An 18,751-nucleotide genomic window follows, 5' to 3' on the forward strand; every position below is an offset into this window, starting at 1 on the left:
GGTAAGATGGGAGGCCTTTTTCAACCAGATTCGGATCCCCATGTCCCACGACGCACCCATAGGCCCGGGCCGGCCCAAGGACCTGGCCAAACGCGAGGCCATCCTCGAAGCCGCCAAGACGCTGTTCCTCAGCCTTGGCTATGCCAACACCAGCATGGATGCGGTCGCTGCGGCGGCAGGTGTTTCAAAGCTCACGGTCTATAGCCATTTCACCGATAAACAGACGCTGTTCGGTTCGGCGGTCATGGCGACTTGCCAGGCGCAATTGCCGGACCTGATCTTCGAACTCCCCGAGGGAGTGCCGCTGGAACAGGTGCTGCTGAACATCGCTCGCGGTTTCCATGCGTTGATCAGCAGTGACGAGTCGGTGAGGTTGAGCCGGTTGATCATTGCCCTGGGGAACCAGGACCCTGGGTTCGGGGAGTACTTCTGGGAAGCGGGGCCGAAACGGGTGCTCGGGGGCATGGAGGCGCTGCTGCGGTGTGTTGCGCAGCGAGGGCTGCTGGCGATCGACAATCCGCTGCGGGCGGCGGAGCATTTCTTCTGCCTGGTGAAGGGTGCGCCGGATTATCGGTTGCTGCTGGGCTGTGCACCGGCGTTGGGGGGGGACGAGGCCGAGGCGCATGTGCAGGAAGTGGTCGGGTTATTCATACGGGCGTATCGGGTGTGAAAGCAACGCTCGAGCTCGCGCCAATCGCGGACAAGCCCGCTCCTACAGGGAGCTTGCAATGCTTGAGCTCGCGCCGTTCCTGTAGGAGCGGGCTTGTCCCGCGATTGGCCGGAGAGCCCACCGCCACTCCCCTTGAAAAAACACCGTCAGCCCAGGCGCCACCTAGCACCAAAGCTACTACTCACCCTCCAGCCTTGAGCGCCTTCTTGGGGTAGATGTCATACCGACTCGACTTCCCTTCCAGGCTGTGGCTCGGCTTGGGCCCTTCGATAATCGGTGCCTTGCGCGGCCGCTTGACCACCACCCGGTGCGAAGCCAACGCCAGGGCCGCCTCGAGCAACGCTGGCGCATCCAAATCATCGCCCACCAAGGGCCGAAACACCCGCATTTCCTTCTTCACCAACGCACTCTTGTCCCGATGCGGGAACATCGGATCGAGGTAGATCACCTGCGGTGCCTCGCCCTCCCAGCCCCGCATGCGCTCGATCGCATTGCCCGTCAGCAAGCGCATGCGCGCCACGATCGCGCCTACCTCCTCATCGCCGCGCGCCCGCGCCAGGCCATCCTCGAGCAAGGCGGCGATCAACGGCTGGCGTTCGATCAAGGTCATCTGGCAGCCCAGGCTGGCCAGGACGAACGCATCCTTGCCCAGCCCCGCCGTGGCATCGAGCACCTGCGGTCGCACGCCCTGGGCGATGCCGACCGCCTTGGCGATCATCTGCCCATTGCCACCGCCATAGAGCCGCCGATGGGCCGCCTGCCCCTCGACGAAATCCACCCGCACCGGCCCCGGTGCCTGTGGCCCCAATTGCTGGATCTGCAATCCCTCGGCCCCTACCTGCACGGCGAAGCCGGCAGCATCGTCCACCAGTGGCAAGCCCAAGCGCTCGGCCCACGCCACCGCCTGGGCCTGAAATTCGGCCGACAACGCCTCGACCCTGATACCCGCGCCCTGCTCTAGCTCTACCATCCGTTCCCGTACTCGAAAAATTAATGAAATCCCGGCCACCGCCGATACACGCAGTATCCGCTATTCTGCCAGAGCACAACGCGCGCGACTGCCATGTCAGATACTCTTCCCATCGGCTTGACCTACCTGTCGCCTGTCGACCATTTCGGTCGGCAGAACACCCAGGCACTCGGGGGCATCAGCCACCTGTGGCAGGACTTCTTCGCCCGCGCATTGGCCGAACAGCAGGCCCCGGAGCACGACCCGGTCAGCCAGGCCATCGAGAAGCAGGTCGACCAACACAGCGGCGAGCCATTGGGCGGTGCGCATGCTCTGGCGCAGATTCGCCTGCAGCGCGCGTGCGACATCCATGACAGCGAGATCACCCCGCCCGAACCGCTGTTCCTGCCCAAGGCCGAGTTCGAGATGGAGCTGCTGGAAAACGCCCCCGAACCCTTCAGCGCCGCCGAACTCATCGAACAGCAACGCCAGCTCGACCTGAACAACAGTTGGTTGCGCCCGGTGGTCATGAGCCAGGGCCAGCCGCTACCCGAGCCAGGCCCGGCACCTTCGCCGCGCCCACTGTTCCTGCCGATCGCCGAGTTCGAGATGGACCTGCTGGACAACGCCCCCGAGCCCTACGATGAGCCCACCCTGGCCCAGCAACAGAACGACCTGGAATTCGACCTCCACTGGGCCCGCCCGGTGGTGTTGAACAACGTACGCGTACACGCCTGATCAGCGACAGACCTGCCAGAAGCCCATGTCCAGGTGAAAGTGGTTGCGGTGGGCCGCGTTGTAGTCCGGTCCCAGCACGGTGCTGAAACTGGCGCACGCCGCCTCGTGGACCTGCCGCAGGAACTCGGCTTCCTGCCCCTGCCCCTGCCAGTCCCGCGCCAGCACGATGCGCCGGCCATCCTGGAGGCGAAAGCCGCTGATATCCAGGGCATTGGCCGTGGCATGCTGGCTCAGCCGCCCCTGCTTGCGGTGATAGACATTGCGACAAGCAAAGCTGCCCAGGTGCTCGACCTGCGCCACCGGTTGGCCGAACACCCGCCGTGCCGCCGGTTGCACGCCATGGGTTTCGAACAATGCGTAGGCCACCGCCAGCGGGCACGACGCCAGGAAACTGCTGCCCAGCCGCGCCTGGCCACCTTCGATGCGCCAGACGTTGCGCAACGGGCATGCCGCCGTCGACGGGCTGTCGGCCTGCGCCCGGTAGCGCAGGGAGGAGGTCTGCAAGGCCTGGCGGCACAGGCCTGCATCGGTGCGCAGGCGCGACAGCTTGTACGGGGTGAGCAGGTTCGGTGGCTGGCGTACATCCAGCACCGCCCAGGGGTTCCAGGCCGACGGCGGTCGCCAGCCCAGTTGCCAGGCGAAGCCCGCCAGCACCAGCAGGCCGACGGCCAGCACCGACAACAGGCGCATTCAGCGTCGGAACAGGTCGTTGAGTTCGGCGAACGGCATGGCCTGTTCGCCATAGCCGAACGTGCCCGCGTCACGGATCTCCAGCGCCGCTCGGCGGAACGCGCCCAATGCAGCCCGGGCCAGGGACGAACCGACGCTGATGCGCTTCACCCCCAAATCCTGCAACTGATTGACGCTCAACGCCACGCCAGCCATCCCCATCAACACATTGACCGGCTTGGGCGCCACGGCCTGCACCACCGCACGGATTTCGTCGACGCTGCGCAAGCCCGGGGCATACAGCACATCGGCACCGGCCTCGGCATAGGCCTGCAGGCGGCGGATGGTGTCATCCAGGTCCAGACGGCCGTGCAGCAGGTTCTCGGCCCGGGCGCAGAGGGTGAAGGGAAATGGCAGTTCACGGGCAGCCTGCACCGCTGCACGGACACGCTCCACCGACAGGCCGAAGTCGTAGATCGGGGTATCGGCCTGGCCGCTGGCATCTTCGATCGAACCGCCCACCAACCCGGCCCCGGCGGCCTGCCGGATCGTCTCGGCACAGTTCTCGGGCAAATCGCCAAAACCGTTTTCCAGGTCGGCCGCCACCGGCAAAGGCGTGGCATCGACGATCGCCCGCGCATTGCCCAGCGTCTGCTCGAGGTCCAAGGCCCCTTCTGCATCAGGCCGCCCCAGGCTGAAGGCAAGGCCGGCGCTGGTGGTGGCCAGCGCCTCGAACCCAAGGCTGGCCAGCAACTTCGCAGAGCCGGCGTCCCACGGGTTGGGAATGACGAACGCACCCTCACGCTCATGCAGCGCCTTGAACGCTTCGGCTCGCAGGGTTTGCACATCCATGGTCATGACCTCCTACAGCATGTCGGGTTTGCTCAGAGTAGCCCCAGTTGTTCGACCTCAGGAGCGCGGGGCAATTCCGGCAGCGGGGCAAGCCCAGGCAGGCGCACCATCAGACGCTGGTGAAAGCGCCGGGCCAGGGCAGCGGCCAGCCGGTTGTCGGCCGTGTGCAAGAAGACATAGGGGCTGCGGCCTTCCTCGATCCAGGTGGCCACCTTGTCTACCCAGGGCGTGAGGAAGGGTTCGTTGGCGTCCAGGTGCGGATGCCCGATGAAACGCACCTGGGGATGTCGGCTGAAGGCTGCCGGACGTGGCGGCACCCGTGGTTTCTTGGCCTGGGCGTCCAATACGCCGGGGTCGCGCAGGGTGCAACTGAACAGGGCACGCGGGTCCAGGCAGATACGCTCGACGCCACGTTCGCGCAACAGCCGATTGAGTAGGCGCTCTTCCTCGCCACGGGCGAAGAATGCCTCGTTGCGCACCTCGACCGCCACCGGCACGCCTATCTCATCGAGAAAGTGGCATAGCTCCCCCAGCCGCGCGGGGCCGAACTGCGCGGGCAATTGCAGCCAATACGGCGAAACCCGTGGGCCCAGCGGCGCCAGCAGCCGCGTGAAATCCTGCGCCGAGGCCAATTGTTCGCCCAGGTGGCTTGCGTGGCTGACGTCGCCAGGAAACTTGGCGGTAAAACGAAAATGTCCAGGCATGACCTGGGCCCAGCGTTCCACCGTGGCAGGTGCAGGGCGGGCATAGAAGGTGGTGTTGCCCTCAACGGCGTTGAACACCTGGCTGTACAGGCCAAGGTATTGGGCAGGACGGGCGTCGGCGGGATAGAGGTAGTCGCGCCAGGCGTTGTCACTCCAGGACGGGCAACCGAGAAAATAAGGAAGAGACGATGAATTCATCCATCAAATGTACAGGTCCAGCCCCAGCACTTCCATCTCCCAGTCGGTGAAACCGGCTGTGGCCAGGTAGCTTGCCAGGGCCGTCGCGGTGCGCCGGTCACGGGCACGCGGGAAGACCATGTCCTGCTGGCGGGCGGGGAACCCAGCGGCGCGGCGACGGGCTCCCGGGTCCTGCGGCAGCTCGACCTCATCGACCAGCTCGGCGTCCTCGATCGCTTCGTCGCGCACCGGTGCCTTACGCGTGGGGCGCTTGAGCGGATAGGACTGCGAGGAGAAACCGTCGATACGCATGGACAGGGCACTCAGGATCAATGATGGCAATTTAGCAGCACCAGGGATCCGTCGCTAATGCCCGATTTGTTAACTGGACCACAGTTTGGACAAAAGGTTCGGATTTGGCCCCATCGCCGGAGAACCCATTCGTCAGAGCGCCGCATGTTCCGGTGACCATAACCCAGCCCTTCGGGCTATGCACGCAGAACTGAATTCACCGCGATGGCAGGGTCGGCCGAATCAAGGGCGCCGCCTCTCCAAGGTCTGAACTGTTCAGCGCGCCTTGGGCGTGGCCACGTTGTCGCGTAGGTACACAGGTTGCGCCTGCTCGGCGGCGATGGCTTCACCCCGGCCCCAGGCGAAGGTGGCTAGGCTGAGGATGTCCAAAGCCTTGGGCAACGCCGAAGCGTCGCGCTCGCCCACCGGCACGGCCAAGCGCCCAGCATAGCCCCACCCGGTGCCGGCACCGAACCAGTCACCGCTGGCACCTTCGGGCAACTGCACCCGTTCCGGCGGCAGTACCGCTTCGCGCCCGAGCAGGCGCATCTCGCCTTCACTGGCTTGGTAGCACCCCCAGTACACCTCGTCCATGCGCGCGTCGATGGCCGCGGCCACCTGCTGCACGCCACGCTCGCGCAAGGCGCCCTGAGCCAGGGCCGCCAGGTTGGACACCGGCAGCACCGGGCGCTCCAGGGCAAAGGCCAGCCCCTGCACCACGCCAATGGCGATACGCACACCGGTGAACGCGCCCGGGCCACGGCCAAAGGCAATGGCGTCGATGGCACTGAGCGCCACACCGGAATCGGCCAGCAGCTGCTTGATCATCGGCAGCAACTTCTGCGCGTGCATGCGTGGGATGACCTCGTAGTGGCTGGTCACCTTGCCGTCATGCAGCAAGGCGACGGAACAGGCTTCGGTGGCGGTATCCAGGGCCAGCAACGTGGTCATCGAACGGTATTCCAGGGCAGAGGTAAAAGAGCGGCAGTATAAACGACAACGGCCCGCAAGCGGGCCGTCGTGACGCACGGTGTTGGATCAGCTCAGGGCTGCCAGCACCTTGGCGGTGATCGACTCGACCGAGCCGACACCTTCGATGTGGGCGTACTTCGGCTTGCCATTGTTGGCGGCCGACAGCTTCTGGTAGAAGTCCACCAGCGGCTTGGTCTGGCTGTGGTACACCGACAGGCGGTGGCGTACGGTCTCTTCCTTGTCGTCATCACGCTGGATCAGCGCTTCGCCGGTGACGTCGTCCTTGCCTTCCACTTTCGGCGGGTTGTGCTGGATGTGGTAGGTACGGCCCGACGCCAGGTGTACGCGGCGACCCGCCATGCGACCGACGATCTCTTCGTCGTCCACGGCGATCTCGACCACGGCGTCGATGTCGACACCAGCAGCGACCATGGCTTCAGCCTGGGGAATGGTGCGCGGGAAGCCGTCGAACAGGCAGCCGTTGGCGCAATCCGGCTGGGCGATGCGCTCCTTGACCAGGCTGATGATCAGCTCGTCGGAAACCAGCTGGCCGGCATCCATGACCTTCTTGAGTTCCAGGCCCAGCGGGGTGCCGGCCTTGACGGCAGCACGCAGCATGTCACCGGTGGAGATCTGTGGAATACCGAACTTCTCGGTGATGAACTTTGCCTGAGTACCTTTACCGGCCCCGGGAGCTCCCAGCAGAATTACGCGCATCTTGTGCTCCTCATATTTTTCTATGTAAATCAACGGACTCGGCACACATGGCCAACTCCGAAAAATCGGGTGAGACCGAAAATCGGTCAAAAGGCTGCTCAAGATACACAGCGCCCGGCAACCAGACAAGCGTCCCAAAGTTGCAGGAAATCGCCATGCAGGGGCCTTTGGCGAGTCGGTTGCGCCCAGCGCAACCGGCTTGGCCAGGCCCGACCGAACGGCACATGCCACCCGGCCAAGGCCCGCCCTCTGTCACCTCAGCCAGTGTTGCGAAGGCCCGCGGCGATACCCGCCACGGTCACCAGCAGGGCCTGCTCCAACGGGCTGTCCAGAGCGGCTTCGCGACTGCGCGAACGGGCCAGCAGCTCAGCCTGCAGGCGGTGCAGCGGGTCCAGGTAGGTGTTGCGCAGGCTGATGAACTCCAGGGTCTCGGGGCTGTGAGCCAGTAGCACCGATTGCCCGGTCAGCCCCAGCACCACCTGACACGACTGCGACAATAGGTCGCGCAGTTGCGCACCCAATGGCAGCAGTTCCGGTTGCACCAGACGTTCGTCGTAGGCCTTGGCGATTTCCGCATCGGCCTTGGCCAGGACCATCTCCAACATGTCGATGCGCGTGCGGAAGAAGGGCCATTGCTCGCGCATCTGTGCCAGCAGCTCGCCCTGGCCACGGGCCAGGGCATTGCCCAGCGCCGTTTCCCAGCCCAGCCAGGCCGGCAGCATCAGGCGCGTCTGGGTCCAGCCGAAGATCCACGGGATCGCACGCAGGCTCTCGATGCCGCCGGCACGTCGCTTGGCCGGCCGGCTGCCCAGGGGCAGGCGGCCCAGCTCCTGCTCGGGGGTGGATTGGCGGAAGTATTCGACGAAGTCAGGGTTCTCGCGCACCACGTCGCGATACGCCTTGACGCCATCGGCGGCCAGCTGGTCCATCAATGCGCGCCACGCTGGCTGCGGGGGCGGCGGTGGCAGCAGGGTCGCCTCGAGCACCGCGGCAAGGTACAGGTTGAGGTTCTGCTCGGCGATACCCGGCAGGCCGAACTTGAAGCGGATCATCTCGCCCTGTTCGGTGGTTCGGAACCGCCCGCCCACCGAGCCGGGCGGCTGTGACAGGATCGCAGCGTGGGCCGGCCCGCCCCCTCGGCCGACCGTACCGCCACGGCCATGGAACAACAGCAGCTCGACCTGGTGCTCGCGGCAGATGCGCACCAGGTTTTCCTGGGCCCGGTACTGGGCCCAGGCGGCTGCCGTGGTACCGGCATCCTTGGCGGAGTCGGAGTAGCCGATCATCACTTCCTGCGGCCCGTGCAGCCCGGCACGGTAGCCCGGCAGGCCGAGCAGACGCTCCATCACCGGCCCGGCGTTGTCCAGGTCGGCCAGGGTCTCGAACAGCGGCACCACCCGCATCGGCCGGGTCAGGCCGGCTTCCTTGAGCAACAGCTGCACCGCCAGCACGTCCGAGGCGGCACCGGCCATGGAGATGACATACGAGCCCAGCGAGGCCGCGGGCGCGGCGGCGATCTCGCGGCAGGTGGCGAGTACTTCGGCGGTATCGGCCCCGGGCTGGAAATGCGCAGGCAGCAAAGGTCGCCGATTCTTCAGTTCAGCCTGAAGGAACGCGATGCGCTGCTCTTCGTCCCAGTCGGCGTAGCGCCCCAGGCCCAGGTAATCGGTTATTTCGGTCAACGCGTCACGATGCCGGGCCGCGTCCTGGCGTACATCCAAACGCACCAGGAACAGGCCGAAGGTCACTGCCCGGCGTAGGCAGTCGAGCAGCGGGCCGTCGGCGATCACCCCCATGCCGCACTCATGCAACGACTGGTAGCACAGTTCCAGGGGCTCGATCAGCTCAAGGTTGCTGGCCAGAACCTCGGCTCCAGGCGCCAGCGTGGTGGTAAGGGCGGCATGGGCCCAGGCGCGCGTGGCGCGCAGGCGATCACGCAATTGCTTGAGCAGCGCACGGTAGGGTTCGGCGCTGTCGCCAACCCGTTCGCGCAGGGCCGCGCTGGCCTGTTGCATGGACAGTTCGGCGGCCAGGTAGTCGATGTCGCGCAGGAACAGGTCGGCGGCCATCCAGCGCGCCAGCAGCAGTACTTCACGGGTCACCGCCGCGGTCACGTTGGGGTTGCCGTCGCGGTCGCCGCCCATCCAGGAGGCGAAGCGAACCGGTGCCGCCTCCAGCGGCAGGCGTAGGCCGGTGGCTTCGAACAGCGCCGTGTCGACCTTGCGCAGGTGGTTGGGGATCGCCTGCCACAGGGAATGCTCGATCACCGCGAAACCCCACTTGGCTTCGTCCACAGGCGTCGGCCGGGTGCGGCGGATTTCCTCGGTGTGCCAGGCCTCGGCGATCAACCGGCGCAGGCGCTCGCGAACCTGCTGGCGTTCGGCAGGGGTCAGGTCACGATGGTCCTGCACCGCCAGTTGCCCGGCGATGGCGTCGTATTTCTGGATCAGGGTCCGGCGCGTCACCTCGGTGGGGTGGGCGGTGAGCACCAGCTGGATATCCAGCTTGGCCAGTTGCCTGGCCAGGGCATCATCGCTGTGCCCGGCCTGTTTCAGCCGCGCCAGCAGCTCCGGCAATACCCGCGCCTCGAAGGGCTCGGGTTGGCCAGCGTCGCGGCGGCGGATCAACTGGTACTGCTCGGCGATATTGGCCAGGTTGAGGAACTGGTTGAACGCCCGCGCCACCGGCAACAGGTCATCGTCGGCCAGGTCGCCCAACGTCGAGCTCAGTTGCTCGGCGGCGCCACGGCGGTCGGCCTTGGCGCTGTGGCGAATGGCCTCGATCTTCTGCAGGAACGCCTCGCCATGCTGCTGGCGTATGGTCTCCCCCAGCAGTTCCCCCAACAGATGGACATCCTCACGCAAGCGTACATCGATATCGGTCATCGGCCCTCTCTCCGGCGCGGCTCGCCCGCGCTCCCGCTCAGGAAGGGAACAGTACTGGCACAGCCGGCCCGCCATGGCAAGCCGCAACCTGGCAAAGCGACTAAAGTGAAAGGAGTCATCCGTGGCCAGAGGTCGTCATGAAAATCCGCGAGCTTGTCCAACAATGGGAACAGAACGCCAAGGGGCACTTGAGCCCTACCGGCCATGTGCTGCACCTGGACCTGGAGTCCGAAGCGCGCCTGGCTGCCTTGATCGACATGTACCCCAAGCGCACCGCCGAAGAACTGCTCGGTGAGCTGGTCGGCGCAGCCCTCGAAGAGTTGGAGGCCAGCTTTCCCTATGTCCAGGGGCAGCAGGTGATCGCCACCGATGAAGAGGGTGACCCGCTGTACGAGGATATCGGCCCTACCCCGCGTTTCCTGGCGCTTTCCCGCCACCACCTGCATAGCCTCGGCAGCGCCGGCGACGACACCTCCAAGTGAGCCTGGGCGAGCGCCCCCAGGGCGCTCGCAATTGCCCCAGACACTCCCATCAGCGGCGAACAACACTGACTGAACAGTCAGAAAAACTTGCCCATCGAAGGCAATTTTTTCTGAACTATCTGAAAAACGCCTCAGTCACAGCCAATAGCCATCACGCTAAAACCCTGCACACATGCCGTTGTGCACTGTTCAGCCGAAGTGCGCGCATCTGCCAGGGAGAAGCGATGGACTGCTACGGACATTGTCGTTAACAGGAGTGAACCAATGGAGCTGACCACCATGAAGACCCGCACATCGAATGACTCATCCATGCCTGGACGCGGGCTCAAGCTGGCCGCACTGGCCCTGGGCAGCAGCCTGGTCCTGGCCGGTTGTGCTGGCAACCCGCCCACCGAGCAGTACGCCGTTACCCAATCCGCGGTGAACTCCGCAGTCAGTGCCGGCGGCACCGAATTCGCCGCCGTGGAAATGAAGGCCGCCCAGGACAAGTTCAAGCAGGCCGAAATCGCCATGCATGACAAGAAGTACGACGAAGCCAAGCGCCTGGCCGAACAGGCCGAGTGGGACGCGCGCGTGGCCGAGCGCAAGGCGCAGGCCGCCAAGGCGCAAAAGGCCGTGCAGGACGCTCGCCAGGGTGTCCAGGACCTGCGTGAGGAAGGCATGCGCAGCGCCGAATGAGCGCAGCCCAGCCTTTTCTTGAGCCTTCGCCACTTTTCAAAGGATGAACACTATGCGCAATCACGTCATGATCCCCGCCCTGCTGGCCCTGAGCGTAGGCCTGGCCGCCTGCTCCCACGACCCGAACCCGAACCTTGAGTCGGCACGTACCAATTTCTCGGCCCTGCAGAGCGACCCGCAGGCCAGCAAACTGGCAGCCCTCGAGACCAAGGACGCCCAGGACTGGCTGAACAAGGCCGACAAGGCGTTCATGGACCGCGAGGACGACAAGAAGGTCGACCAGTTGGCCTACCTGACCAACCAGCGCGTCGAGGTGGCCAAGCAGACCATCGCCCTGCGCTCGGCCGAGAACGAACTGAAAAACGCCTCCGCCCAGCGCGCCCAGGCCCGTTTGGATGCTCGCGACGCACAGATCCGCAAGCTGCAGGAGAGCCTCAACGCCAAGCAGACCGACCGAGGCACGTTGGTGACCTTCGGCGACGTGCTGTTCGACTTCAACAAGTCCGAGCTCAAGAGCAGCGCTTTCCCCAACATCACCAAGCTCGCCCAGTTCCTCCAGGAGAACCCTGAGCGCAAGGTGATCGTCGAGGGCTATACCGACAGCGTGGGTTCGGCCACCTACAACCAGGCCCTGTCCGAGCGCCGCGCCAACAGCGTGCGCATGGCCCTGGTGCGTGCCGGCGTCGACCCGACCCGCATCGTCGCCCAAGGCTACGGCAAGGAATACCCGGTGGCCGACAACAGCAGCAACTCCGGTCGCGCCCAGAACCGCCGCGTGGAGGTGACCATCTCCAACGACAACCAACCGGTGCAGCCGCGTTCGGTGAGCCAGGCGCGATAACACCTGGGTCTTGAAACACAGGGCTGCTTTGCAGCCCATCGCGGGACAAGCCCGCTCCTACAGGGTTCTCTTGTGGGGGCGGGCTTGTTGCGCGATGGGGCCCGTGAAAAGAATCACTGCACCTGCTGCGGCGTCTCCTGGCCCAGGCAGCGGATCGCCCGCTTGCGGTTGTCCACCAGCACGCCGGTCAGGCCCTTCTGCTGGGTATCGAACAGCACCAGCACACCATCGACGCATTGGGCCACCTGCGGCGCCGGGTCCAGGGAGACCTTGTAGTCTTCGCCGGGGATGGTCTTGAGCATGGTGAAGTCCTGCAACAGCAGGGCATCCTCGGGCTTGGCGAAATGCACGTAGCCGTAGTACCAGAGGGTGCCGACCGTCACGATGATGCTGCCGATGGCCGTCAGGATCAGCGGGATGGCGTTGCGTTCTTCACTCATTGCTCGTTGTTCTCGTCTGGGTAGTTGGGCACTTCGGCCAAGCGCCGAAGGCCATTGAAGTGGCTGGGGTCGTCAAGAAAGCGCAGCATCACCTGGCGCCAGGTCGGGTCGGCGAAGGTCTGTACATGACCACCTCGGGTCAGCTGCAGGACCCGCGGCGGCGGTGCGTGCTGGTACAGACGGATCCCGCTGTCCATCGGTACCAGGTTGTCGTCGATGCTGTGGAAGAACAGCTTCGGTGGGCTGTCCAGCCGCTCGATGGAGCGGATCGCACTGTCGCCGTCCGGTACCAGCCATGACAGCGGCACCTGCAACGGCCAGGTCAGCCAGGACGTGCTCAGGGCGAAACGCCCCACTTCCCGGTAGCTGGCCGGCACGCCGTCGAACACCAATGCCTTGAAGCGCTGGCGCTGGTCGGGATGGGCTGCCAGATAGTGGATGGCCATGGCACCGCCCAGGCTCTGCCCCAGCAGTACCAGGGGCTTGCCCTTGACTTGCGGGGCCTGGTCCAGCCAGGCCATGGCCGCGGCGATGTCCTGGTAGACCTCGGGCAAGCTGGGCTTGCCCCGGGACAGGCCATAGCCGCGGTAATCGATCAACAGCACCTGGTAGCCCTGCTCGGGCAGCCAGTAGCTGCCGCCCAGGTGCCAGGCCAGGTTGCCGCCGTTGCCGTGCAGGTGCAGTACCGTGCCCTTGACCTCGACACCAGGCTTGGCCGGCAGCCACCACCCGTGCAGGCGCGTGCCGTCGGCCGCCGTGAGGGTCAGGTCGCGATACGCGAGCTTGGCCTTTTCCGGGGTGAACGCAAGGCCCGGCTCCGGGAAGAACAGCAAGCTGCTGCAGCCCCCGAGCCCCAGCAGGAGCAGGCCCAGGATCAGCAGGCGACAAGCGTCAGAGAATGTTCGCGTAGTCGGCTTCAATGCGATCCAGGCTCAGGTGGTTGAGGAAGTTGGAGAAGCACATCCAGGCCGACAGGGCGTTGAGGTCGCGGAACTGCTCCGGCAGGTACTTGGGCGGCTCCACCAGACCCTCCTCGACCAGCTGGCGCAGGGTGCGCATGTCTTCCAGGGTGGTCTTGCCGCAGAACAGCAGCGGGATCTGCTCGAGCTTGCCCTTCTTCACGGCCAACTGAATGTAGTTGTAAACCATGATGAAACCCTTGAGGTAGGACAAGTCCTTGGTGAAAGGCAGGCCATTGGGCACCGAACCACGAAACACCCGGCTGGCGTTGCTGTAGCTCTGGGCCATCTCGAAGCCCTGGCCGCGGAAGAATTCATAGACCTGCATGAAGTCGGCGCCCTCCTCCACCATGTGGATCGCCCGGGTGCGGTTGGTGAGCTTGCGCAGGCGGCTGGGGTAGGAGGCGAAGGCGATCACCTCCATGAGGATGGCCAGGCCTTCCTGGGTCACGGTCGACGAGGGCGGCCCCTTGGCCAGGAAGGTGCAGATCGGCTGGTTGAGCCCATTGAGGGTGGTGCCCACGTGCACCAGCCCCTCGTGGACCTCCAGGGCACGTACGTCGCGGCTGTTGAACATGGCGTCGGCACGCACCTTGATGTAGTCGGCACCGGCGGCAGCATCGGCGACGATACCATCGGACTCGAACACACGGATGGTCTCCTCGGCTTCGCCGAACACCTTGTTCAGGCGGCGCTGGAGAATCGCCACGGCTTCCTTGGCCGTGAGGTTCTTCGGTTCGTCCTTCAGGTCGCCCCGGCCATCGATGTTGTTCAGGTAGTCCGAGAGCATCAAGCCAAGGTCGGCCAGGGTCGGGTCGCCGGCATGGAAGGCGTCCGAGGCCGCGCCATAGAGCTCCTGGGAAATCAGGCCGAAGTCTTCGGTGCCACGGGCTTCGAGCATGCGCACCACCATGCGGTACTCCTTGCACATGCGCCGCATGATCTGGCCGACCGGGTTGAACTGGCCGAGCTGGCGGGTGATGTCGCGTTCGATGCTCTGGAATTCGGCCTTCACTGCGCTGGAATCGAACGACAAGGGCCGGCCCTGGTAGTAGGCGCGATCGACCGCAGGTGGCTCCTTGCCCTTGGCCTTGAGAAAACCGTTACGGATGTTGTCGTCCCATTTCACCGCGTCGAGCACACGAATGGGGGTTTGCGCCGCGACGATGCGATCGGACAACGCGCGTATGGTTTGCTGGTACTCGTCCACCCCGGGGCTCCTTACTGAAACAAGATCGTGCCTGGTATTTCGCGGGTAAACCCGCTCCCACAGGTCGCGTGCTGTTCCTGTGGGAGCGGGTTCACCCGCGAAAGGGCCAGCGATAATGCGCTATTTGCCACTGCGCTGGAAACGTGCCACTTCGACGAACAGGTCGGAATTGGCCGGGTCGTCCAGGTAGGCCAGGACCCGCTCCGCCGGGCTGTCGATCAACACACCTGGCCCGTTGTCCTCCAGCCCTTCGGTGCTGCGCCCGTTGAGTTCCTTGTGCTCCAGCGCCTGCTGGACCTGGTCGACATCGAGGTTGTAGAGCACCAGCTCCTTGTCATCGACGATATCGAAGCCACCGATCAGGAAGTTGCCGCCCAGGCGCTTGGGCACCCCCGCCGACAGGTACCAGCGGTTGCCATGGCGCGACACGGTAAAGACGTACTCCTCGGGTGCCTTGCCCTTGGCGGTGGCCACCGCCCGGTAGGCATCGCCGCCGACGCGGCTGATGGCGAGCTTGAGCGGCTCGCCCCAGGCGTCCTTGCTGCTCCATTTGCCAAGCAGCGCCTTGGGCGCGGCCTGGTTGCTGGGCAAAGGTTCATGGAAGGTCACCAGACAGCCACCGAGCATCAGGAATGACAGCGTCAACAACACCACACGCCAGGCTTTCATCAGGTTCTCCTTGAAAAAGTCGGTCGCCCCTGGGGTCGGTCCCAGCCTAGGCCGATGCCAGCACCAAGTGCAGGTACCGGGTAAGGATAGCGAGCATCTGCCCATCGGCTTGCGCATTCGCATCCTTGAGCAGGCCCTGATATTCCATCTGCTCGATTATCGCCGTCAACATCTGGGCGTCCTGCTCGGGCTGGCGCGAGCCGACCACCTGCAGCATCTGACGTGCGCCATGCAGCAGGATCTGTTCGTGGGCGGTTACCAGTTCGGCCAGGCGTGGGCACAACAGCGCCTCCTGGCGGAAGGCCTGCTCGGCCATGATGAAGTCGCGCCGGGTATGCAACTGGCGGCTGACATAGTCTGCCATCATGCGCGCCACGTCGTCGGCCAGGCGCGCCCGGGACGCCGGGCTGCCGTCGCCCTGGGCGAGCAACTGGCGCAGCAGCACCTCGGAACTGGCCCAGAGCTTGGCCATGTAGGCGGCGCTGCGCTCGACATACTGGGCGAAGGTGTCGGTGAGCAGGTCTTCGATGTCCTTGAAGTAGTAGGTGGTGGCCGACAAAGGCACACCGGCCTCGGCGGCCACCGCCCGGTGCCGCACGCCGCGCACGCCATCGCGCACGACGATGCGCATGGCCGCGTCGAGGATTTGCTGGCGGCGCTGCTCGCTGCCCTGGCGGGCAGTCTTGCGCCCTTGATATTGCACGCTCTCAGCGACGGCGCTGGCGACGCCGGCTGCACCTTGTTGAGCCATTGCGGGAGTCACGATGATTACCTCGTTGAATCTCGGCGAGGGTCGTCCCCTCTGCTTCCAGTAAAGACGGTTGTAGCCGGTGGCGGGGCCGGCCCGCGAACTGTGACCGCCCAGTCACAAAAGGGTTGCAGGCAAAAAAAGGCCGCTCCGAAGGCACTTGGCATTCATTGGAGCGGCGCTTTGAAATCCTGGGGCTGCTGCGCAGCCCTTTCGCGGGACGAGCCCGCGCCTACAGAGCGGGGCGCGCAGCGGCCCCCTTTACCATGCTCAGGCCTGCGGGCGCATGTGCGGGAACAGGATCACATCGCGGATCGACGGCGAGTTGGTCAGCAGCATGACCAGGCGGTCGATACCGATACCCTCACCGGCAGTCGGCGGCATGCCGTACTCCAGGGCTCGGACGAAGTCGGCGTCGTAGTGCATGGCCTCGTCGTCACCGGCATCCTTCTCGGCCACCTGGGCCAGGAAACGCTCGGCCTGGTCTTCGGCATCGTTGAGCTCGGAGTAGGCGTTGGCGATCTCGCGGCCACCGATGAACAGCTCGAAGCGGTCGGTGACGGCCGGGTTGTCGTCGTTACGGCGCGCCAGCGGCGAGACTTCGAACGGATACTCGGTGATGAAGTGCGGCTGCTCCAGCTTGTGCTCGACCAGCTCCTCGAAAATCATCACCTGCAGCTTGCCCAGGCCCTCGTGGCCCAGCACCTTGGCGCCGGCCTTCTTGGCGATCTCGCGGGCACGGTCGACGTCTTGCAGGTCGGCGGCGGTGAGCTCAGGGTTGTACTTGAGGATCGAGTCGAATACCGACAGGCGCGCGAACGGCTCGCCGAAGTGGAACACCTTGTCGCCATACGGCACGTCGGTGGAACCCAGTACCAACTGCGCAAGCTCGCGGAACAGCTCCTCGGTGAGGTCCATGTTGTCGCGGTAGTCGGCGTAGGCCTGGTAGAACTCGAGCATGGTGAACTCGGGGTTGTGCCGGGTCGAGACGCCTTCGTTACGGAAGTTGCGGTTGATCTCGAAGACTTTTTCGAAACCGCCCACGACCAGGCGTTTCAAGTACAGCTCCGGCGCGATACGCAGGAACATGGCCATGTCCAGGGCGTTGTGGTGGGTTTCGAACGGCTTGGCCGCGGCGCCACCGGGGATGGTCTGCAGCATCGGCGTCTCGACTTCGAGGAAGTCGCGCTCGATGAGGAACTTGCGGATGTGCGAGATCACCTGCGAACGCACACGGAAGGTGTGGCGGGTTTCCTCGTTGACCATCAGGTCGACGTAACGCTGGCGGTAGCGCTGCTCGGTGTCGGTCAGGCCGTGGTGCTTGTCCGGCAGCGGGCGCAGCGACTTGGTCAGCAGGCGCACGTTGGTCATTTCGACGTACAGGTCACCCTTGCCGGAACGGGCCAGGGTGCCTTCGGCACTGATGATGTCGCCCAAGTCCCAGGTCTTGACCGCGGCCAGGGTTTCTTCCGGCAGGGTCTTGCGGTTGACGTAGACCTGGATGCGCCCGGTCATGTCCTGGATGACCATGAACGAGCCACGGTTGAGCATGATGCGGCCGGCAACCTTGACCGGGATCGCGGCTGCTTCCAGCTCTTCCTTGGTCTTGTCCGCGTACTGTTTCTGCAGGTCGTTGCAGTAGCTGTCGCGACGGAAGTCGTTGGGGAAGGCGTTGCCCTTGGCACGCTCGGCGGCAAGTTTTTCCTTGCGCAGGGCGATCAGGGCATTTTCTTCCTGTTGCAGGTCTTGCGATTCGGTCTTGAGGTCGCTCATGTCGTCATTGTTTCCATCAGGTGTTCGTTGCCCCTGTCGGGCCGGGCACGCGATACCGGCCCGAGGCCTGGTATCGCGGCGGTGGTGTGCGGTTTACAGCCCCTGCTTGAGGCTCGCTTCCAGGTACTGGTCGAGGTCGCCGTCCAGGACCTTCTGGCAGTCACTGCGCTCGACGCCGGTACGCAGGTCCTTGATGCGCGAGTCATCGAGCACGTAGGAGCGAATCTGGTGACCCCAGCCGATGTCCGACTTGCTGTCTTCCAGGGCTTGCGAGGCGGCATTGCGCTTCTGCATCTCCAGTTCGTACAACTTGGCCCGCAGCATCTTCATGGCGGTGTCCTTGTTGGCGTGCTGGGAACGTTCGTTCTGGCAGGCCACCACGGTGTTGGTCGGCACGTGGGTGATACGCACCGCCGAGTCGGTGGTGTTCACGTGCTGACCACCGGCACCGGAGGAGCGGTAGGTGTCGATGCGAAGGTCGGCCGGGTTGATCTCGATCTCGACCTTGTCGTCGATCTCGGGCGAGACGAACACCGCCGAGAACGAGGTGTGACGACGGGCGCCGGAGTCGAACGGGCTCTTGCGCACCAGGCGGTGCACGCCGATCTCGGTGCGCAGCCAGCCGAAGGCGTACTCACCCTTGATGTGCACGGTGGCACCCTTGATGCCGGCGACCTCGCCTTCGGACAGCTCGATGATGGTGGCGTCGAAACCGCGCTTGTCTGCCCAGCGCAGGTACATGCGCAGCAGGATGTTGGCCCAGTCCTGGGCCTCGGTGCCGCCGGAGCCGGCCTGGATGTCCAGGTAGGCGTTGTTCATGTCCATCTCACCGCTGAACATGCGACGGAACTCGAGCTGGGCCAGGACTTCTTCCAGACCTTCCAGCTCGGTCACGACATCGCTGACGGCGGCTTCGTCATTCTCTTCGACGGCCATGTCGAGCAGGTCCTTGCAGTCGGACAGGCCGTTGGACATTTTGTCCAGGGTCTCGACGACCTGTGCCAGCATGGCACGCTCGCGCCCCAGCCCCTGAGCATACTCGGGCTTGTTCCAGACGGCAGGGTCTTCCAGTTCGCGGTTGACTTCGATCAGGCGATCAGCTTTTTGATCGTAGTCAAAGATACCCCCGAATGGACTGGGAACGTTCGGTGAGGTCCTTGATGGTATTCAGGATTGGTTGGATTTCCATGGGCTGGCTACTCGCGCGAATTCGGTGAAAAGCCCGCGAGTATAACGCAGTCCGTGCCAGGGCGGCAGACCCGCCGGGCGGTATCGGCAAGAGGCCGCTGCGCGCCGCACTTGCGCGCTGTGTCCTGGTGCACGCCGC

The 18,751-nt window shown here is 64.7% G+C and carries 20 protein-coding genes; 5 read left to right on the forward strand and 15 right to left on the reverse strand.

Translation table 11 applies throughout. From position 1 onward, the window contains the following. Positions 1 to 40 precede the first annotated feature (40 nt). The gene (locus tag K8374_RS18405; RefSeq protein WP_224456689.1) at positions 41 to 670 is read left to right on the forward strand and encodes a TetR/AcrR family transcriptional regulator; all 630 of its coding nucleotides are present in this window, start codon (positions 41 to 43) and stop codon (positions 668 to 670) included. A 181-nt stretch (positions 671 to 851) separates the two neighbouring features. Here K8374_RS18405 and K8374_RS18410 read toward each other — a convergent pair whose 3' ends face one another. Next, on the reverse strand, positions 852 to 1,640 hold the full coding sequence (locus K8374_RS18410) for a class I SAM-dependent methyltransferase (protein WP_224456690.1): 789 nt from the start codon (positions 1,638 to 1,640) through the stop codon (positions 852 to 854). Between the two features lie 93 nt (positions 1,641 to 1,733). Here K8374_RS18410 and K8374_RS18415 point away from each other — a divergent pair, with 93 nt between their 5' ends. Next, a complete protein-coding gene (locus K8374_RS18415; protein WP_224456691.1) occupies positions 1,734 to 2,357 on the forward strand; it encodes an energy transducer TonB in 624 nt (207 codons plus the stop codon). Here K8374_RS18415 and K8374_RS18420 read toward each other — a convergent pair whose 3' ends face one another. The 7 genes from K8374_RS18420 to ppc form a co-directional block, all read right to left on the reverse strand. Next, a complete protein-coding gene (locus tag K8374_RS18420) occupies positions 2,358 to 3,047 on the reverse strand; it encodes an extensin family protein (RefSeq protein ID WP_224456692.1) in 690 nt (229 codons plus the stop codon). Beyond that, complete coding sequence (locus tag K8374_RS18425) at positions 3,048 to 3,878, reverse strand: oxaloacetate decarboxylase (RefSeq protein ID WP_224456693.1); 831 nt, start codon at positions 3,876 to 3,878, stop codon at positions 3,048 to 3,050. A 32-nt stretch (positions 3,879 to 3,910) separates the two neighbouring features. Continuing rightward, entirely contained in the window at positions 3,911 to 4,780 is an 870-nt protein-coding gene (locus K8374_RS18430) for a DUF72 domain-containing protein (protein ID WP_224456694.1), read from the reverse strand. Positions 4,781 to 4,783: 3 nt separating this feature from the next. After that, positions 4,784 to 5,071, reverse strand: coding sequence for a hypothetical protein (locus K8374_RS18435; protein WP_224459358.1), 288 nt, complete (start codon positions 5,069 to 5,071; stop codon positions 4,784 to 4,786). Positions 5,072 to 5,326: 255 nt separating this feature from the next. Beyond that, entirely contained in the window at positions 5,327 to 6,001 is a 675-nt protein-coding gene (tsaB, locus tag K8374_RS18440) for a tRNA (adenosine(37)-N6)-threonylcarbamoyltransferase complex dimerization subunit type 1 TsaB (protein WP_224456695.1), read from the reverse strand. A gap of 87 nt (positions 6,002 to 6,088) precedes the next feature. Continuing rightward, the gene (adk, locus tag K8374_RS18445) at positions 6,089 to 6,739 is read right to left on the reverse strand and encodes an adenylate kinase (RefSeq protein WP_084856818.1); all 651 of its coding nucleotides are present in this window, start codon (positions 6,737 to 6,739) and stop codon (positions 6,089 to 6,091) included. 257 nt (positions 6,740 to 6,996) lie between these two features. Beyond that, positions 6,997 to 9,624 (reverse strand): phosphoenolpyruvate carboxylase, encoded by a 2,628-nt coding sequence (ppc, locus tag K8374_RS18450; RefSeq protein ID WP_224456696.1) that lies wholly within the window; start codon positions 9,622 to 9,624, stop codon positions 6,997 to 6,999. A gap of 137 nt (positions 9,625 to 9,761) precedes the next feature. On the opposite strand from ppc, the gene K8374_RS18455 reads away from it, so the two are divergent. The 3 genes from K8374_RS18455 to K8374_RS18465 all read left to right on the forward strand — a co-directional run bounded on the left by K8374_RS18455 (position 9,762) and on the right by K8374_RS18465 (position 11,625). Then, complete coding sequence (locus K8374_RS18455; protein ID WP_084856813.1) at positions 9,762 to 10,106, forward strand: pilin assembly protein; 345 nt, start codon at positions 9,762 to 9,764, stop codon at positions 10,104 to 10,106. Positions 10,107 to 10,370: 264 nt separating this feature from the next. After that, positions 10,371 to 10,784: a DUF4398 domain-containing protein gene (locus K8374_RS18460; RefSeq protein ID WP_224456697.1), complete on the forward strand. Its 414-nt coding sequence runs from the start codon at positions 10,371 to 10,373 to the stop codon at positions 10,782 to 10,784. A gap of 52 nt (positions 10,785 to 10,836) precedes the next feature. Further along, positions 10,837 to 11,625 carry an OmpA family protein gene (locus K8374_RS18465; protein ID WP_084856809.1) on the forward strand — a complete coding sequence of 263 codons (789 nt, stop codon included), beginning with the start codon at positions 10,837 to 10,839 and terminating at the stop codon, positions 11,623 to 11,625. Positions 11,626 to 11,738: 113 nt separating this feature from the next. On the opposite strand, the gene K8374_RS18470 is transcribed toward K8374_RS18465, so the two are convergent. The 7 genes from K8374_RS18470 to prfB form a co-directional block, all read right to left on the reverse strand. After that, on the reverse strand, positions 11,739 to 12,065 hold the full coding sequence (locus K8374_RS18470; protein WP_224456698.1) for a hypothetical protein: 327 nt from the start codon (positions 12,063 to 12,065) through the stop codon (positions 11,739 to 11,741). Next, on the reverse strand, positions 12,062 to 12,985 hold the full coding sequence (locus K8374_RS18475; RefSeq protein WP_084856805.1) for an alpha/beta hydrolase: 924 nt from the start codon (positions 12,983 to 12,985) through the stop codon (positions 12,062 to 12,064). The genes K8374_RS18470 and K8374_RS18475 overlap by 4 nt, the downstream gene beginning before the upstream one ends. Further along, entirely contained in the window at positions 12,957 to 14,234 is a 1,278-nt protein-coding gene (locus tag K8374_RS18480; protein ID WP_084856803.1) for a flavohemoglobin expression-modulating QEGLA motif protein, read from the reverse strand. The genes K8374_RS18475 and K8374_RS18480 overlap by 29 nt, the downstream gene beginning before the upstream one ends. Before the next feature lie 120 nt (positions 14,235 to 14,354). Continuing rightward, positions 14,355 to 14,903, reverse strand: a complete 549-nt coding sequence (locus K8374_RS18485) for a hypothetical protein (RefSeq protein ID WP_224456699.1) — start codon at positions 14,901 to 14,903, stop codon at positions 14,355 to 14,357. Positions 14,904 to 14,949: 46 nt separating this feature from the next. Further along, entirely contained in the window at positions 14,950 to 15,654 is a 705-nt protein-coding gene (locus K8374_RS18490; protein ID WP_084856799.1) for a TetR/AcrR family transcriptional regulator, read from the reverse strand. Between the two features lie 267 nt (positions 15,655 to 15,921). Continuing rightward, complete coding sequence (gene lysS / locus K8374_RS18495; protein WP_084856798.1) at positions 15,922 to 17,424, reverse strand: lysine--tRNA ligase; 1,503 nt, start codon at positions 17,422 to 17,424, stop codon at positions 15,922 to 15,924. A gap of 93 nt (positions 17,425 to 17,517) precedes the next feature. Further along, a protein-coding gene (gene prfB, locus K8374_RS18500; RefSeq protein ID WP_143515203.1) for a peptide chain release factor 2 occupies positions 17,518 to 18,613 on the reverse strand; the annotation gives its coding sequence in 2 pieces (ribosomal slippage) (positions 17,518 to 18,540 and positions 18,542 to 18,613; 1,095 coding nt in all). Positions 18,614 to 18,751: the final 138 nt, after the last annotated feature.

This window comes from Pseudomonas sp. p1(2021b), from assembly GCF_020151015.1.
Taxonomy (GTDB): domain Bacteria; phylum Pseudomonadota; class Gammaproteobacteria; order Pseudomonadales; family Pseudomonadaceae; genus Aquipseudomonas; species Aquipseudomonas putida_K.

What these genes read in the sequence shown, in the direction of transcription:
- lysS (WP_084856798.1), bottom strand. Translation starts at nt 17,424, where the DNA reads ATGAGCGACCTCAAGACCGAATCGCAAGACCTGCAACAGGAAGAAAAT.
- K8374_RS18470 (WP_224456698.1), bottom strand. Translation starts at nt 12,065, where the DNA reads ATGAGTGAAGAACGCAACGCCATCCCGCTGATCCTGACGGCCATCGGC.
- K8374_RS18455 (WP_084856813.1), top strand. Translation starts at nt 9,762, where the DNA reads ATGAAAATCCGCGAGCTTGTCCAACAATGGGAACAGAACGCCAAGGGG.
- tsaB (WP_224456695.1), bottom strand. Translation starts at nt 6,001, where the DNA reads ATGACCACGTTGCTGGCCCTGGATACCGCCACCGAAGCCTGTTCCGTC.
- K8374_RS18460 (WP_224456697.1), top strand. Translation starts at nt 10,371, where the DNA reads ATGGAGCTGACCACCATGAAGACCCGCACATCGAATGACTCATCCATG.
- K8374_RS18405 (WP_224456689.1), top strand. Translation starts at nt 41, where the DNA reads ATGTCCCACGACGCACCCATAGGCCCGGGCCGGCCCAAGGACCTGGCC.
- K8374_RS18420 (WP_224456692.1), bottom strand. Translation starts at nt 3,047, where the DNA reads ATGCGCCTGTTGTCGGTGCTGGCCGTCGGCCTGCTGGTGCTGGCGGGC.
- K8374_RS18465 (WP_084856809.1), top strand. Translation starts at nt 10,837, where the DNA reads ATGCGCAATCACGTCATGATCCCCGCCCTGCTGGCCCTGAGCGTAGGC.
- K8374_RS18415 (WP_224456691.1), top strand. Translation starts at nt 1,734, where the DNA reads ATGTCAGATACTCTTCCCATCGGCTTGACCTACCTGTCGCCTGTCGAC.
- K8374_RS18435 (WP_224459358.1), bottom strand. Translation starts at nt 5,071, where the DNA reads ATGCGTATCGACGGTTTCTCCTCGCAGTCCTATCCGCTCAAGCGCCCC.
- K8374_RS18485 (WP_224456699.1), bottom strand. Translation starts at nt 14,903, where the DNA reads ATGAAAGCCTGGCGTGTGGTGTTGTTGACGCTGTCATTCCTGATGCTC.
- K8374_RS18425 (WP_224456693.1), bottom strand. Translation starts at nt 3,878, where the DNA reads ATGGATGTGCAAACCCTGCGAGCCGAAGCGTTCAAGGCGCTGCATGAG.
- K8374_RS18430 (WP_224456694.1), bottom strand. Translation starts at nt 4,780, where the DNA reads ATGAATTCATCGTCTCTTCCTTATTTTCTCGGTTGCCCGTCCTGGAGT.
- K8374_RS18490 (WP_084856799.1), bottom strand. Translation starts at nt 15,654, where the DNA reads ATGGCTCAACAAGGTGCAGCCGGCGTCGCCAGCGCCGTCGCTGAGAGC.
- adk (WP_084856818.1), bottom strand. Translation starts at nt 6,739, where the DNA reads ATGCGCGTAATTCTGCTGGGAGCTCCCGGGGCCGGTAAAGGTACTCAG.
- ppc (WP_224456696.1), bottom strand. Translation starts at nt 9,624, where the DNA reads ATGACCGATATCGATGTACGCTTGCGTGAGGATGTCCATCTGTTGGGG.
- K8374_RS18410 (WP_224456690.1), bottom strand. Translation starts at nt 1,640, where the DNA reads ATGGTAGAGCTAGAGCAGGGCGCGGGTATCAGGGTCGAGGCGTTGTCG.